Below are 15,481 nucleotides of genomic sequence, written 5' to 3'. Positions count from 1 at the left end.
GTTTACAGCCGCATCCACCTCTGTGAAGCCAAAAACATCGTGAAAGCTTTTGAAAGGTTAGCGAAAGGTTGGCCGGTTACAGTCCTCCAACGGCAAGTTTCGACTGCCGGTCGCGAGGCACCTCGCGAACGAAAAACGCCCCGAAGCGTTTTCGCCAAATAAGAACAATAGAGCGGAGTATTCACCATGCTGTCCATACAGCCCCAGGCCCCGACGCCTGCTCGCCCTTCCCGCCTCAACCAGATCGCCTTCACTTGCGCCGCCGCTTTCGCCGGTCTTGCACCGTCGTCTCTGTGCGTCTACGCCACGTGACCTATCGCTCCTGATGGCCCGCTGTCGATTCCCGAAGGGTCCGACAACGGCAAATGTGCAACACACAACAACAACTCCTGTGGAGACAAAAATGAACCTATCACTGCGTAAAGTAGCCCTGGCCGCTGGTTGCCTGATGTTCGCCGGGCAGTTGCTCGCCGAACCCAAGCGTCCGGAATGCATCGCCCCGGCCGCGCCTGGCGGCGGTTTTGACCTGACGTGCAAATTGGCCCAAAGCGCCCTGGTGAACGAAAAACTGCTGACCAAACCGATGCGTGTGACCTACATGCCCGGCGGCGTCGGTGCAGTGGCCTACAACGCAGTGGTCGCGCAGCGCCCGGCCGACGCCGGCACGCTGGTGGCCTGGTCCAGTGGCTCGCTGCTGAACCTGGCCCAAGGCAAATTCGGGCGTTTCGACGAAAACGCCGTTCGCTGGTTGGCAGCCGTTGGCACCAGCTATGGCGCCATCGCGGTCAAGAGCGATTCGCCCTACAAGAACCTCGATGATCTGGTACAGGCACTGAAGAAAGATCCAGGTTCCGTGGTCATCGGTTCCGGCGGCACCGTGGGCAGCCAGGACTGGATGCAAACCGCGCTGATCGCCAAGGCCGCCGGTATCGACCCGCGCAAACTGCGCTACGTGGCGCTCGAAGGCGGTGGCGAGATCGCAACGGCACTGCTGGGCGGCCATATTCAGGTAGGCAGTACGGACATCTCCGACTCCATGCCACACATCCAGAGTGGCGACATGCGCCTGCTGGCGGTGTTCGCCGAGAAGCGCCTGGATGAGCCGGAAATGAAAGACATCCCGACCGCCCGTGAACAAGGCTACGAGATCGTCTGGCCAGTGGTTCGTGGCTTCTACCTCGGGCCGAAGGTCAGCGATGAAGACTACGCCTGGTGGAAAAACGCATTCGACAAGCTGCTGGCTTCCGAAGACTTCGCCAAGCTGCGTGACCAGCGCGAACTGTTCCCGTTCGCCATGACCGGTCCGGAACTGGACACCTACGTGAAGAAGCAAGTGGCCGACTACAAGATGCTGGCCAAAGAGTTTGGCCTGGTCCAGTAATCGCCTCTGTTCTCGCGGCGGCGCCTGCATCACTGCGGCGCCGCCCAGGAGTTAGTCATGCTCATCCAACGTATTTTCGCTTCAGTGCTGCTGCTGGTTTGCGTCGGCCTCGCGCTGATGGCCTGGCCCTACCAGGCAGCCTTTTCCTATGAACCGGTCGGGCCGCGCGCCTTCCCCTTGCTGATGATCGGGCTGCTGAGCCTGGCCCTGCTTTATATGGTGTTTCGTCCGACGCCCATCGTGCACAGCGACGAAGATCCGCAACTGGATCGCGAGACCCTGCAGAAAATCGGCATCTGCGTAGTGCTGCTGCTGATATTCGCCGGGACCTTCGAACCCCTGGGTTTCATCCTCGCCAGCATTTTGGTCGGGGTTCCGATGGCGCGCCTGTATGGCGGTCGTTGGGTGCCGAGCGTGGTGATCATCAGCCTGATGGCCATCGGTCTCTATCTGTTGTTCGACAAGCTGATGGACGTGCCGCTGCCCCTGGGCCTGCTCGACGTCCTGGAGAATTGATATGGATACCCTGAATTATCTCGGCCAGGGTTTTGGCGTTGCACTGACCCCCTACAACCTCGTTACCGCCCTGAGCGGCACCCTGATCGGCACCGTGGTCGGCCTGCTGCCGGGCCTGGGCCCGATCAATGGCGTGGCGCTGCTGATCCCGATTGCATTCGCCCTCGGTCTGCCACCGGAGTCGGCCCTGATCCTGCTGGCGGCCGTATACCTGGGTTGCGAATACGGCGGACGAATCAGCTCGATCCTGCTCAACATCCCGGGTGAAGCCTCCACCGTCATGACCACCCTGGACGGTTACCCGATGGCCCGCAAAGGCATGGCCGGCGTCGCCCTTTCGCTGTCGGCGTGGAGTTCGTTCCTCGGTGCATTCATTGCCACTTGCGGGATGGTGCTGTTCGCCCCGCTGCTGGCCAAATGGGCGATTGCCTTCGGACCGGCGGAATACTTCGTCCTGATGGTGTTCGCCATTGTCTGTCTCGGCGGCATGGCCGGAGACCGCCCGCTCAAGACCTTCATCGCGGCGCTGATCGGGCTGTTCCTGTCCTGCGTCGGGATTGACGCCAACAGCGGCGTCTACCGTTTCACCGGGGACAATATCCATTTGACCGACGGCATCCAGTTCGTCGTGCTGGTGCTGGGCCTGTTCTCCATCAGTGAAATTCTGTTGCTGCTGGAAAAGACCCACCGCGGCCAGGAAGCGGTGAAAGCCACCGGGCGGATGATGTTCAACGTCAAGGAAGCGGCGTCGGTGTTCTGGGTGAACATGCGATGCGGCGTGCTTGGCTTCATCATGGGCGTGTTGCCAGGTGCCGGTGCGACGCTGGCCAGTGCCGTGGCGTACATGACGGAAAAACGCATCGCCGGTGCAAGCGGTACGTTCGGCCAAGGTGACAAGCGTGGCCTCGCCGCCCCGGAAACCGCCATCGGCGGCGCCGCCTGCGGTGCGTTGGTGCCGATGCTGACCCTGGGTGTTCCGGGTTCCGGCACCACGGCGGTGATGATCGGCGCGCTGTCGCTGTACAACATCACCCCGGGTCCGCTGCTGTTCCAGCAACAACCTGACATCGTCTGGGGCCTGATCGCCTCGTTGTTCGTCGCCAACATCATGCTGGTGATCCTCAACATCCCGATGATCCGCGTCTTCACCCGTATCCTGGCCGTGCCGAACTGGGCATTGGTACCGGTCATCGCGATCATCACCGGGATCGGCGTCTACGCGGTGCACGCCACCACGTTCGACCTGTTCCTGATGATCGGCATCGGCATCTTCGGTTACATCCTGCGCAAGCTGGACTTCCCGTTGTCGCCGGTCCTGTTGGGCTTCATCCTCGGTGGCCTGATGGAACAGAACCTGCGTCGTGCGCTGTCGATTTCCAACGGTGCGCTGGAAATCCTCTGGTCGAGCCCGATCACCCTGGGTTGCTGGGTATTGACCGTCATCATGCTGCTGATGCCATTGCTGCGGATCTGGCGCCGTCGCTCGGCTCAACGTCGCGCCCTGGCCAATGTCTAAAGCAACACTCAGACAATGGTGGGGAACACCGCTGGTCGGTCTGGCCGGCGGTTATCTGGCCAGCCTGATCGGCTGGCCTTTGCCCTGGATGGTTGGCTCGTTACTGGCAATCATCCTGGTGCGCTGCCTCACACCGTGGCAACTGATGGAAATCCCTGGCGGCCGTAAATGCGGCCAGTGGGTGGTCGGCATCGGTATCGGCCTGCACTTCACCCCGGTGGTGATGGAGCAGGTGCTGAGCCATTTTGGCCTGATCTTCTTCGGCGCGCTGATCACCAGCGTGTCCAGCGTGGTGAGTGTGTGGCTGATGCGCCGCACCGGCGAAGACCGCGCCACCGCTTTTTTCTCCAGCATGCCGGGCGGTTCCGGCGAGATGGTCAACCTCGGTGCCCGCAATGGCGCCGACCTGAGCCGCGTCGCTGCCGGCCAGAGCCTGCGGGTACTGGTGGTGGTGCTGTGCGTACCGGCCGCTTTCAAATACTTGCTCGGCGAAGGCGCCCCGGTGCAGCACGCTGCCACGGTGGATTGGCTGTGGCTGGCGCTGCTGTTCCCGGCGGGCGCCCTGCTCGCCTGGGGCTGGGAGCGTTTGCGCCAACCCAACCCGTGGCTGTTCGGACCGTTGCTGGTGAGTGCGGCGGTGAGCATCGGCTGGGATCTGCACATCGGCCTGCCCGACGGTGGCAACCAGATCGGCCAGTGGTTGATCGGCAGCGGATTGGGTTGTCATTTCAACCGGCAGTTCTTCCGCCGCGCGCCGTCGTTCATGGGACGAACGCTGATCGGCACGGTGTTGACGATGCTGATCGCAACCCTCGCGGCTCTGGGCCTGAGCACGCTGACCCACCTGGACTTGCGGTCACTGACCTTGGGCATGATGCCCGGCGGTATTGCGGAAATGAGCCTGACGGCGGAGACGCTGCAACTGTCGGTACCGCTGGTGACGGCGTTGCAGGTGATGCGACTGCTGTTTGTGCTGTTTCTGGCGGAGCCGTTGTTCAGGTATTGGATTCGCAAGCCGGGTTCGGTCTGATCGTCCGCGGCGCCTTCATCGCGAGCAGGCTCGCTCCCACAGAATATTGCGGCGTACACAAATCAGTGTGGGAGCGAGCCTGCTCGCGATGGGGCCCGTCAGCTGGGCGCATTAAACCGGCGGCAACCGCCAATCAATCGGCGCTTCGCCCTGTTGCTCAAGAAACTTGTTGGCCCGACTGAAATGCCCGCACCCCAGGAAACCGCGGTAAGCCGACAGCGGCGACGGGTGGACGGAGGTCAGCACCAAGTGTTTGGTGGCATCAATCAGCTTCTGCTTGCCTTGGGCATGAGCGCCCCACAGTAGAAAGACCAAATGCGGCTGGTGCTCACTGACCACTTCAATGACCCGATCAGTAAAGTGCTGCCATCCCTTGCCCGCGTGGGAATTGGCATTGGCACGCTCCACGGTCATGGTGGTGTTGAGCAACAACACCCCCTGGTCGGCCCAACTTTGCAGATAGCCGTGATTTGGGATGTCGATATTCAGGTCGCGTTTCAATTCCTTGTAGATGTTCACCAGCGAGGGCGGCGCCGGCACGCCCGGCTGCACTGAAAAGCACAAACCATGAGCCTGGCCTGGGCCGTGATAAGGGTCCTGGCCGAGGATCACGACCTTGACCTTGTCCAGCGGGGTAGAGTTGAGGGCATTGAAAATCAACGATGCCGGTGGGTAAATTTCCTTGCCGGCGGCGTACTCCCGACGCAGAAATTCACGCAACTCTGCCATATAGGGCTGGTCGAACTCGGCACGCAGGGCTTGCTTCCAGCTCGGTTCGAGTTTGATACGGTCGTCAGCAGTCATGGTTGCACCCGGTAAAAACAATGGGCGCACCCTAGGAAAGCCTACATGGCTTGTCAATTGATCTGACGCAGAACCGGCACTTTCCTACGCAGCGGTCATACTGATCATTCAAATTTCTGATCGAGGTCACGATGAATCTGCACTTCGAAGAACTCACTGGCATCAATGGCGCCCGTATCGGCATCGCCACCCTGGATGCTGAAAAATCCTTGAATGCCCTCTCCTTGCCGATGATCAACGCCCTGCGCGATCGTCTCGACGCCTGGGCCAGAGAACCGCAAATCGTCTGTGTATTGTTGCGTGGCAACGGCGCCAAGGCGTTTTGCGCCGGCGGCGAAGTGCGCAGCCTGGTAGAGGCCTGCCGCGCTCAACCAGGTGAAGTACCGCCCTTGGCGGCGCAATTTTTTGCCGCGGAGTACCGACTGGACTTCAACCTGCACACTTTTCCCAAGCCCTTGGTGTGCTGGGGCCATGGCTACGTGCTTGGCGGCGGCATGGGGTTGTTGCAAGGCGCGAATATTCGGATCGTCACACCGAGCACGCGCCTGGCGATGCCGGAAATCAGCATCGGCCTGTACCCGGATGTCGGCGCCAGTTGGTTCCTGTCGCGGCTGCCCGGCAAGCTTGGCCTGTTCCTGGGCCTGACGGGCGCCCATATGAATGCCCGGGACGCCATTGACCTGGGTCTGGCCGACCGTTTCCTGTTGGATGAACAACAGGACGATCTGATCGAAGGCCTGCTGCAACTCAATTGGCAGGAACAGACGCCCATGCAGCTCAACAGCTTGCTCAAGGCCTTGCAACAGGAAGCCGTCGCCCAATTACCCGAGGCGCAATGGCTACCGCGCCGGCAGAAAATCGACGAATGGCTGGATGTCAGCGATGTACGTTGCGCCTGGAAAACCCTCAGCCTGCTGGTGGACCATTCAGACCCATTGATCGCCCGGGCGGCCAAGACCATGACCGAAGGCTGCCCGCTGACTGCTCATCTGGTCTGGGAACAGATCGCCCGAGCCCGGCATTTGTCATTGGCAAGTGTGTTGCGCATGGAATACACCTTGAGCCTCAACTGCTGCCGACACCCTGAATTCAGCGAGGGCGTGCGGGCGCGGCTGATCGACAAAGACCACAAGCCCCGCTGGCACTGGCCGGACATCAACCATGTCCCCGCAGCAGCGGTCGAGGCGCATTTTCACAAGGCCTGGGAAGGGCGGCATCCGCTGGCGGATTTGTCTAATGAGTAAAGAACCTGGGTGGCACACCCGTGAGAGTGACATTCTGTGAGAGCGACATCTGTGGGAGCAAAGCTTGCTCGCGATAGCGGTATGCCAGTCACCGGGAAGCTGACTGATCCCCTGTCATCGCGAGCAAGCTTTGCTCCCACAAGTGTTATCCCATCGGGTTTGTTACAGGCACAAAAAAGCGGCGCTCAATGCGCCGCTTTTTGCTGCCGATGAATCAGCGGTGGTTACGCCGTCCATCATGATCACCGCGTCCCCGATGATCACGTCCGCCTCGGCCACGACGGTCGTCATTCCAGCCGCCTCGGTTATGGCCGTCCCAGCCGCCCCGGTGTGGATGAGACCGGTATGCCGTGCGCGGTGGCGAGTAATAGCGTGGACCGTGTTGGTAGTAGCGCGGCGCCGAGTAATAGCGCGGTGCCGGTTGGTAATACCGCGGTGCGTAATAGCCGCGCGGTGCCGAGTAGTAGCTCCCGCCACCGTAATAGACCGGCGCCGGTGAGGTGTAGACCTCGGAACGGTAGTAGCTTGAGCCTCCGTCGTAAGGAACACATGCCGAAAGTGTCAAACCCAGAAACGCAATGAGCAGAAGTCGTCGATACATGGCGGCCTCCTGGACCGCTAATGAGCCACATCAGCGACGCTGGCGGGCGGCAGTCATCTATTGGGTGACTGACGATTAATCTGACAGCGAAATCCGAATCTGGTGCGCCACGGCAATAAGTTGAAACATGTGCTCCGCGCCTCATCCCGGTGCAGCAAAGCACCACAACCATGCACAAACCCACTGGCGACGCCGCGCTGATCTCTCCCCACCCGCTTTGGACCGGGCCTTTACGCTACTTGGCACGGCTCTCGCTTTAACAAACTCCGTGCAGGAGTCATCACAGGTTCGCGGCACCACAATTTGCAATGGCTGACTAGGGTTCCGGCTCGCCTCTGGCGAGTGGCTGGTCCGAGAGTTGGCGACCTCCAGTTGAGGTTACACGGCGGGACAAAAGCCCGGGAGACAAGCCACCGTTCGCGGTGCCGCGTTGCTCCTGTCCGCCCTTGATCAACTGGAGAACCACCATGCTCAAGCTTCGTCTTTGCGCCCTGCTCCTCGCTACGTTCTCGGCCCTCGTAAGCCCCTCGTCCCCTGCCGCGCAAAAAGACCATTTCAGCGTCTGCTGGACCATTTACGCCGGATGGATGCCCTGGGAGTACGCCGGCAGCCAAGGCATTGTCGATAAATGGGCGAAAAAATACGGCATCACCATCGATGTCGTGCAGCTCAACGACTACGTCGAATCCATCAACCAATACACCGCCGGTCAGTTCGACGGCTGCACCATGACCAACATGGACGCCTTGACCATTCCCGCCGCCGGCGGCGTGGACAGCACCGCGCTGATCGTCAGCGATTTTTCCAACGGCAATGACGGCATCGTGCTCAAGGGTGACGGCAAGAAAGTCGCCGACCTCAAGGGCATGGACGTCAACCTGGTGGAGCTGTCGGTCTCCCATTACCTGCTGGCCCGCGCCCTGGACTCGGTCGGTCTGACCGAGAAAGACCTGAAAGTCGTCAACACCTCCGATGCCGATATCTCCGCGGCCTTCAATACCGACCAGGTCAAGGCCGTCACCACCTGGAACCCGATGCTCTCGGACATCAAGGCCCAGCCCGGCGTGAGCGAGGTGTTCAATTCCAGCCAGATCCCGGGGGAGATCATGGACATGATGGTGGTCAACACCCAGACCCTGCAGGACAACCCGGCCCTGGGCAAAGCGTTGACCGGTGCCTGGTTTGAAGTGGTGGCGCTGATGGATGCAAAAAACGCCGCCAGCAAGACCGCACTCGAACACATGGCCAAAGCCTCGGGCACCGATCTGGCAGGATTCCAGTCGCAACTGGACACCACCAAGCTGTTCGCCACGCCCAAGGAGGCCCTGAGCTTCGCCACCAGTGAGCAACTGCCTGCGACCATGCGCAAGGTCGCCGAGTTTTCGTTTCAGCACGGTTTGCTCGGCGAAGGCGCCAAGGACACCGACGCGGTCGGCATGACGTTTGCCAATGGCGTGACCAGCGGCGACAAGACCAACCTCAAGCTGCGCTTTGACCCGACCTACGTGCAGCTGGCCGCCGACGCCAAGCTGTAAACCGGAGGAGCTGGCATGCGCCTGATCAACCGCTATCCGGATCGCCCCAGCCGCCTGTTGTTGGTGATCCTGCCCTTCGCGCTGGTGCTGTTCGCCTACTTTATGGGCTCGGCCGAACGGTTGACGGACAACCCCAACGACAAGCTGCTGCCCAGCGCGGTGCAGATGGCCGATGCGGTCAAACGCCTGGCCTTCACCGCTGACGTGCGGAGTGGCGATTACCTGCTCTGGCAAGACACCGCATCGAGCCTGCGCAGACTGGCAATCGGCCTGGGCATCAGCGCCTTGGCCGGCCTGTGCCTGGGCATCGCCGCCGGCACGCTGCCGCTGTTCGGCGCGCCGCTGTCGCCGTTGCTCACCGTGCTGTCGATGGTGCCTCCCTTGGCGATCCTGCCCATTCTGTTCATCGTCTTCGGTCTGGGAGAATTGTCGAAAGTGATGCTGATCGTCATTGGCATCACCCCATGTCTGGCCCGGGACCTGGAACAGCGCGCCCGGGAAATTCCGCCCGAGCTGCTGATCAAGGCCCAGACCCTCGGCGCTTCGACCTGGACCCTGATGCTGCGGGTGGTGCTGCCGCAACTGCTGCCACGCCTGTTGATTTCCCTGCGGCTGATGCTCGGTTCGGCCTGGCTGTTTCTGATCGCCGCCGAAGCCATCGCCTCCACCGATGGGCTGGGCTATCGGATTTTCCTGGTGCGCCGGTACCTGGCGATGGATGTGATCTTGCCGTACGTGGTGTGGATCACCTTGCTCGCCTGGCTGATGGACTGGGGTCTCAAGCACCTGACCCGGCGAGCGTTCCCCTGGTATGAGGGGGCGAAGGCATGAGCTTCATCAAGGTCAATAACGTCTGGCAGCAGTACGCCGATCAGGTGGTGCTCGAACGCTTGAACCTGAGCGTCGCCGAAGGCGAGTTCTGCACGCTGGTGGGGGCGTCGGGTTGTGGCAAATCAACCTTTCTGCGGCTGCTGTTGGGCCAGGAGCGCGCCAGTCGCGGGCAGATTCTGCTGGACGGTGAGCCTCTGGCCGGTGAGCCGGATGCCAGCCGTGGCGTGGTGTTCCAGCGTTACTCAGTGTTCCCGCACCTGACGGTGCTGAACAACGTTGCCCTGGGCCTGGAACTGCCGCGCTCGCCGCTGCTGGGGCGCCTGTTCGGCAGCGCCAAACGCCAGGCCCGTGAAGAGGCCGCGCATCTGCTGAACAAGGTTGGCCTCGGCCATGCACTGGACAAATACCCGGCGCAGTTGTCCGGGGGCATGCAACAGCGGCTGGCCATCGCCCAGGCGCTGATCATGAAACCCCGTGTCTTGCTGCTGGACGAACCCTTCGGCGCACTCGATCCCGGCATTCGCAAAGACATGCACGCCCTGTTGCTGGAGCTGTGGCGCGAGACCCGCTTGACGGTGTTCATGGTCACCCATGACCTGTCCGAAGGATTCAGCCTCGGCACACGCCTGCTGGTGTTCGACAAGGTTCGCGTCGATCCCCATGCCCCCGGCGCCTATGGCGCGCGCATCACCTACGACATTCCACTGAACAGCGACCGCCGCACCGCCCGTGCCGCCGTCGACGCCCTGCCCGCCGAACTGGCCGGCGCATTGCGTATCGCTTGAAAGGAGTTTTCCCATGACCGATTCGACCCAATTGTTTCCTCCCTTCGCCGAAGAGCTGCTGCCCGGTGGCGGCCACCGTTCCTTCGTGCTCAAGCGCGGTCAACTGCTGCGCCTGACCGATCTGCGCGGCGGAGCCAACGTGAGCCTGACGCTGCTCAATGCCAATGAGAAAACCGAGCGCCTGAACCTGCCCGACAGCCTCAAATGCCAACACACCGCCAAACTCACCACCGGCCATTGCCTGTACTCGGACATGGGCCGGGTGCTGGCGGCGATCACCGCCGACACGTGCGGCTGGAGCGATAGCCTTGGCGGTGTGCTCTGCGCCGAGGAAGTGGCCGAAAAATACGGCCAGGGCCGCTATCAGGAACTGCGTAACGGGTTCTTTCGCAACGGCACCGACAACCTGTTGGTGGAGCTGGGCAAATGGGGGTTGGGCCTGTCCGACCTGCTGATGACCCTCAACCTGTTCAGCCGGGTCGATGTCGATGAGGCCGGCAACTTTCACTTCGTTGAAGGCAACGCCAAGGCCGGCGATTACATCGAACTCTACGCACCGATGGACACCCTGGTGGTACTGACTGCGCTGCAACACCCGATGGACCCGAACCCGCAATACGCCCCGCAACCGCTCAAGCTCAGCTGGATGAACGCCGAGCCCAGCGTGGCCGAGCACTGCCGCAACTCGCGCCCGGAAAACCAGCGCGGCTTCATCAACACCGACCGCCTGTTCGCCTGAGGATAGCTGCCATGTCACTTGCCATCGCCACCCTGCAAAAGCAGCCCGATGCCGCCATCTACCGCGCCACCATCCCCGCCGGGGAACCCTGGCTGGTGGAGGTCAAGGCCGGCCAGACCCTGCGCATCCTCGACCTGGAAGGCAACCAGGCGGTCGATACGCTGTTCTACAGCCTGGCCAATCCTAAGGAACGCTACGACGTGCAGCGCACCCTGCGCCGGCAGAACAGCGTGTACCTGAGCACCGGCAGCGTGCTGTATTCCAACCTCGGCCGGCCCATGCTGACCATCGTTGAAGACACCTGCGGGCGCCACGACACCCTCGGTGGCGCCTGCGCCCAGGAAAGCAACACCGTGCGCTACGCCCTGGAAAAACGCTACATGCACAGTTGCCGCGACAACTACCTGCGGGCCTGCGCCCACGACGGTCGTCTGGGCAAGGGCGACATCGGACCGAACATCAACTTCTTCATGAACGTGCCGGTCACCGCCGACGGCGGCCTGACGTTCGAGGACGGGATTTCGGCGCCCGGCAAATACGTCGACCTGCGGGCCGAGATGGACGTGATCGTCCTGATCTCCAACTGCCCGCAACTGAACAACCCGTGCAACGCCTACAACCCCACGCCAGCGGAGCTTTTGATATGGAACTGAAACTCACCCGCCTGCGCCGCTGGCTGTTTGCGTTGTGCCAGAGCCGGTCGGGGCAGTGCATCAAATAAACACTGATTTCATGAACACCCTCGCTCCCACAGGGGAGTCGGGTGTTTGGAGGTTTCGCCACCAGGGACGACCCCGGCGGCCATCGAAAACTGCGGGACGGCCCGCATCCCAGTTCAGGCTGACAGTCATGCCTGAGGGGGTTACGCCATGTTCAAAAAAATCCTCATCGCCAACCGTGGCGCCATTGCCTGCCGGATCCTGCGGACCCTGCGCGAGCTGAAGGTCGAAGGCGTCGCGGTGTATTCCCAGGCCGATGCGGCCAGCTTGCATATCCTGCAGGCCGACGAAGCCCACTGCCTGGGCGAAGGTGCGGCGGTCGGTACGTATCTGGCGGTGGACAAGCTGCTGGCAATCGCCAAAAGCAGCGGCGCGACGGCGATCCATCCCGGCTACGGCTTTCTCTCGGAAAACGCCGCCTTCGCGCAGGCCTGCGAGGCCGCCGGCATCGCTTTCATCGGCCCGACGCCAGAGCAACTGCGTGTGTTCGGCCTCAAGCACACCGCCCGCGACCTGGCTCGCCGGCACGGCGTGCCACTGCTCGAAGGCAGCGAACTGCTCGACAGCCTCGACGCCGCGCTACTGGCCGCCAACCAGGTCGGCTATCCGGTCATGCTCAAAAGCACCGCCGGGGGCGGTGGCATCGGCATGCGTGTCTGTCGCGATGCCGCCGAGTTGAGCGAGTCATTCGAAGCGGTCAAGCGCTTGGGCCAGAACAACTTCAGCGATGCCGGCGTGTTCATCGAGAAGTACATCGAGCGGGCTCGACATCTTGAGGTTCAGGTATTCGGCGACGGCCAGGGCCAGGTGATCGCACTGGGCGTGCGCGACTGCTCGGTGCAGCGGCGCAACCAGAAAGTCATCGAAGAAACCCCTGCGCCCAACTTGCCCGAAGGTATGGCCGAGGAGCTCTGCGCAGCGGCGATCCAACTGGCCCAGGCGGTCAACTACCGCAGCGCCGGCACCGTGGAGTTCGTGTTCGACAGTGACGCCGGGCGCTTTTACTTTCTGGAAGTGAACACCCGCCTGCAAGTGGAACACGGCGTCACCGAACAAGTGTGGAACGTCGACCTGGTGCGCTGGATGGTGCAACTGGCTGCCGGGGATCTGCCGCCCCTGAGCGAGTTGAGCCAGGGGTTGCGAGCCCAGGGCCATGCGATTCAGGCGCGCGTGTATGCCGAGGATCCAGGCCGGGACTTCCAGCCGAGTCCGGGGCTGCTGACCGCTGTGCAATGGCCGCCAGCCGACGGCAAACAACTGCGCATCGACACCTGGGTCGAGGCCGGCTGCCAGATTGCGCCCTACTTCGACCCGATGATCGCCAAAGTCATTCGTTGGGCGCCGACCCGTGAGCAGGCACGCCTGGGCTTGCATCAAGCGCTGAATGAAAGCCTGTTGTACGGCGTGGAAACCAACCGCGACTACCTGCAACAGATTCTCCTCGATGCACCCTTTGCCAGCGGCCAGCCCTGGACTCGCTGCCTTGAGGCGCTGGTCTATCGCGCCCACACTTTTGAAGTGCTCAGCCCCGGCACCCAGACCAGCATTCAAGACTACCCCGGCCGACTCGGCTATTGGGCGGTGGGTGTTCCGCCATCGGGACCGATGGACAGCCGCTCGCTGCGCCTGGGCAATCGCCTGCTGGGCAATGAAGAAGGCGCCGCGGCGCTGGAAATCACCATGAGCGGGCCGTTGCTGCGTTTCAACTGCGCTGCCAGGGTGGCCGTGACCGGCGCAGTCATTGCGCTGACCCTCGATGGCGAAGCTGTGCCGATGAACACTGCCCTGTCGATTCCTGCCGGTTCCACCCTGGCGATCGGCACCATCGTCGGCGCCGGGGCGCGCAGTTACTTGTGCCTGCAAGGCGGCGTGCAAGTGCCGGATTACCTGGGCAGTAAAAGCACCTTCACCCTCGGCCAGTTCGGCGGCCATGGGGGTCGGGCCTTGTGTACCGGCGACGTGTTACACCTGGCGCCCCTGGATGAGCGCGCGACCGTGGCGCACACGAGCGAACCCACTCTGGAGCTGCCCGACGTGCGGCAGATCCGCGTGATTTACGGCCCCCATGGCGCGCCGGAATACTTCACCGAGCGCTACATCCACACCTTCTTCGATACGGCCTGGGAAGTGCATTTCAACTCCAGCCGAACCGGCGTGCGCCTGATCGGGCCGAAACCCGAATGGGTACGCGCCGACGGCGGCGAGGCCGGACTGCACCCATCCAACATCCATGACAACCCGTATGCCATCGGCGCCGTGGACTTCACCGGCGACATGCCCGTCATCCTCGGTCCCGACGGCCCCAGCCTGGGTGGTTTCGTCTGCCCGGTGACGGTGATCGAGGCGGATCTTTGGCAACTGGGGCAACTGAAGGCCGGGGACAGGGTGCGGTTTGTGCCGGTGGACCTGAAGACCGCCCGCTCTCTGACCTTGGAATGGAATCAATGTGGGAGCGAGCCTGCTCGCGATGAAGTGGATGCGGAGTCTGATCTGGCCCCATCGCGAGCAGGCTCGCTCCCACAGGGGTTTGGGTCGCCTGTGGTGTTGGATATCGGTCAGGACGATACCCGTCTGGTGGCCAGATTGGCCGGCGACACACACCTGCTGCTAGAGATAGGCGCTCCCGAACTGGATCTGGTGCTGCGTTTTCGCGCCCATGCCTTGATGCAGGCGCTGGAGCACAAACAGTTGCCCGGCGTAATCGACCTCACGCCGGGCATTCGTTCGTTGCAAGTGCATTACCAACCCGAACAACTGCCGCTGGCCGAACTACTGCAAATCCTCAGCGGTGAATGGGACGCGGTGTGCGCCGCGCAGGATCTGCAGGTGCCGTCACGCATCGTGCATCTGCCGCTGTCCTGGGACGATCCGGCCTGCCAGCTGGCCATCGAAAAATACATGACCACGGTGCGCAAGGACGCGCCCTGGTGCCCGAGCAACCTGGAGTTCATCCGCCGTATCAACGACCTGCCCAACCTCGACGCAGTGCAACGCACGGTGTTCGACGCCAGCTACCTGGTGATGGGCCTTGGGGATGTCTACCTCGGCGCGCCGGTCGCCACGCCACTGGACCCTCGGCATCGGCTGGTGACCACCAAATACAATCCGGCCCGCACCTGGACTGCGGAAAACTCGGTGGGCATCGGCGGTGCGTACATGTGTGTGTACGGCATGGAAGGCCCAGGTGGATATCAGTTCGTCGGGCGCACGTTGCAGATGTGGAATCGTTATCGCGATGTCGCCGCATTCGACGGCAAACCCTGGCTGTTGCGGTTCTTCGACCAGATCCGCTTCTACCCGGTCAGCGCCGATGAACTGCTGCGCATCCGCCGGGACTTCCCGCTGGGCCGCTTCGACCTGAACATCGAACACGGTCAACTCAACCTTGCTGATTACCAGCGCTTCCTGGCGCAGGAGGCGGACAGCATCGCCGCGTTCCGAGCGCAGCAACAAGGCGCCTTCAATGCCGAGCGCGAGCGCTGGATCGCCAGTGGCCAGGCACACTTCGACAGCGAAGAACCGGCACCCGCGCCCAGCGAAGATTCGCTGCTGAGCGAAGATCAACTCAGTGTCGATAGCCACATCGCTGGCAATCTCTGGCAGGTCCAGGTGCAGGTGGATGCTCGGGTCAGCGCGGGTGACGTACTGGTGATTCTGGAGTCGATGAAGATGGAGATCCCACTCCTCGCCCCCGTGTCCGGAGTGGTGCGCCAGATTCGTGTACAGCCCGGCTCGGCGGTGCGCGCCGGACAACGTGTGGTGGTGCTGGAACGTGACTGA

The 15,481-nt window shown here is 62.2% G+C and carries 14 protein-coding genes and 1 riboswitch; of the genes, 12 read left to right on the top strand and 2 right to left on the bottom strand.

Features of this window, described 5'->3' with window-relative positions:
- Positions 1-186 precede the first annotated feature (186 nt).
- The 5 genes from MKS85_RS17395 to MKS85_RS17375 all read left to right on the top strand — a co-directional run bounded on the left by MKS85_RS17395 (position 187) and on the right by MKS85_RS17375 (position 4,443).
- Positions 187-312, top strand: a complete 126-nt coding sequence (locus MKS85_RS17395) for a hypothetical protein (RefSeq protein WP_256676726.1) — start codon at positions 187-189, stop codon at positions 310-312.
- A 91-nt stretch (positions 313-403) separates the two neighbouring features.
- Positions 404-1,381 carry a tripartite tricarboxylate transporter substrate binding protein gene (locus MKS85_RS17390; protein ID WP_047227979.1) on the top strand — a complete coding sequence of 326 codons (978 nt, stop codon included), beginning with the start codon at positions 404-406 and terminating at the stop codon, positions 1,379-1,381.
- Between the two features lie 57 nt (positions 1,382-1,438).
- Positions 1,439-1,897, top strand: coding sequence for a tripartite tricarboxylate transporter TctB family protein (locus MKS85_RS17385; protein WP_047227980.1), 459 nt, complete (start codon positions 1,439-1,441; stop codon positions 1,895-1,897).
- Position 1,898: 1 nt separating this feature from the next.
- Positions 1,899-3,413 (top strand): tripartite tricarboxylate transporter permease, encoded by a 1,515-nt coding sequence (locus MKS85_RS17380; protein ID WP_047227981.1) that lies wholly within the window; start codon positions 1,899-1,901, stop codon positions 3,411-3,413.
- On the top strand, positions 3,406-4,443 hold the full coding sequence (locus tag MKS85_RS17375; RefSeq protein WP_310663039.1) for an AbrB family transcriptional regulator: 1,038 nt from the start codon (positions 3,406-3,408) through the stop codon (positions 4,441-4,443). Before MKS85_RS17380 ends, MKS85_RS17375 begins: the two co-directional genes overlap by 8 nt.
- Positions 4,444-4,554: 111 nt before the next feature.
- Here MKS85_RS17375 and ung read toward each other — a convergent pair whose 3' ends face one another.
- Positions 4,555-5,247: a uracil-DNA glycosylase gene (ung, locus tag MKS85_RS17370; RefSeq protein ID WP_047227983.1), complete on the bottom strand. Its 693-nt coding sequence runs from the start codon at positions 5,245-5,247 to the stop codon at positions 4,555-4,557.
- Positions 5,248-5,378: 131 nt separating this feature from the next.
- Here ung and MKS85_RS17365 point away from each other — a divergent pair, with 131 nt between their 5' ends.
- On the top strand, positions 5,379-6,491 hold the full coding sequence (locus MKS85_RS17365) for an enoyl-CoA hydratase/isomerase family protein (RefSeq protein ID WP_047227984.1): 1,113 nt from the start codon (positions 5,379-5,381) through the stop codon (positions 6,489-6,491).
- 214 nt (positions 6,492-6,705) lie between these two features.
- Here MKS85_RS17365 and MKS85_RS17360 read toward each other — a convergent pair whose 3' ends face one another.
- Positions 6,706-7,092 carry a hypothetical protein gene (locus MKS85_RS17360; protein ID WP_076385969.1) on the bottom strand — a complete coding sequence of 129 codons (387 nt, stop codon included), beginning with the start codon at positions 7,090-7,092 and terminating at the stop codon, positions 6,706-6,708.
- A gap of 305 nt (positions 7,093-7,397) precedes the next feature.
- Positions 7,398-7,499: riboswitch (guanidine-I (ykkC/yxkD leader) on the top strand.
- Positions 7,500-7,559: 60 nt separating this feature from the next.
- Between MKS85_RS17360 and MKS85_RS17355 the strand changes: the two genes are divergently transcribed.
- From MKS85_RS17355 to uca, 6 genes are all read left to right on the top strand, one after another.
- On the top strand, positions 7,560-8,627 hold the full coding sequence (locus MKS85_RS17355) for a putative urea ABC transporter substrate-binding protein (RefSeq protein WP_188252098.1): 1,068 nt from the start codon (positions 7,560-7,562) through the stop codon (positions 8,625-8,627).
- Positions 8,628-8,642: 15 nt separating this feature from the next.
- Complete coding sequence (locus tag MKS85_RS17350; protein WP_047227986.1) at positions 8,643-9,458, top strand: ABC transporter permease; 816 nt, start codon at positions 8,643-8,645, stop codon at positions 9,456-9,458.
- Entirely contained in the window at positions 9,455-10,243 is a 789-nt protein-coding gene (locus MKS85_RS17345; protein WP_047227987.1) for an ABC transporter ATP-binding protein, read from the top strand. Before MKS85_RS17350 ends, MKS85_RS17345 begins: the two co-directional genes overlap by 4 nt.
- A 13-nt stretch (positions 10,244-10,256) precedes the next feature.
- A complete protein-coding gene (locus MKS85_RS17340; RefSeq protein WP_047227988.1) occupies positions 10,257-10,982 on the top strand; it encodes an urea amidolyase associated protein UAAP1 in 726 nt (241 codons plus the stop codon).
- 11 nt (positions 10,983-10,993) lie between these two features.
- Positions 10,994-11,635: an urea amidolyase associated protein UAAP2 gene (locus MKS85_RS17335; RefSeq protein ID WP_107322078.1), complete on the top strand. Its 642-nt coding sequence runs from the start codon at positions 10,994-10,996 to the stop codon at positions 11,633-11,635.
- Between the two features lie 216 nt (positions 11,636-11,851).
- Entirely contained in the window at positions 11,852-15,481 is a 3,630-nt protein-coding gene (gene uca, locus MKS85_RS17330) for an urea carboxylase (protein WP_188252097.1), read from the top strand.

This window comes from Pseudomonas sp. JL2, assembly GCF_031570495.1.
Taxonomy (GTDB): domain Bacteria; phylum Pseudomonadota; class Gammaproteobacteria; order Pseudomonadales; family Pseudomonadaceae; genus Aquipseudomonas; species Aquipseudomonas rhizophila.
Note: the sequence above shows the minus strand (reverse complement) of the source record. Positions and strands in the feature narration are given on the sequence as shown.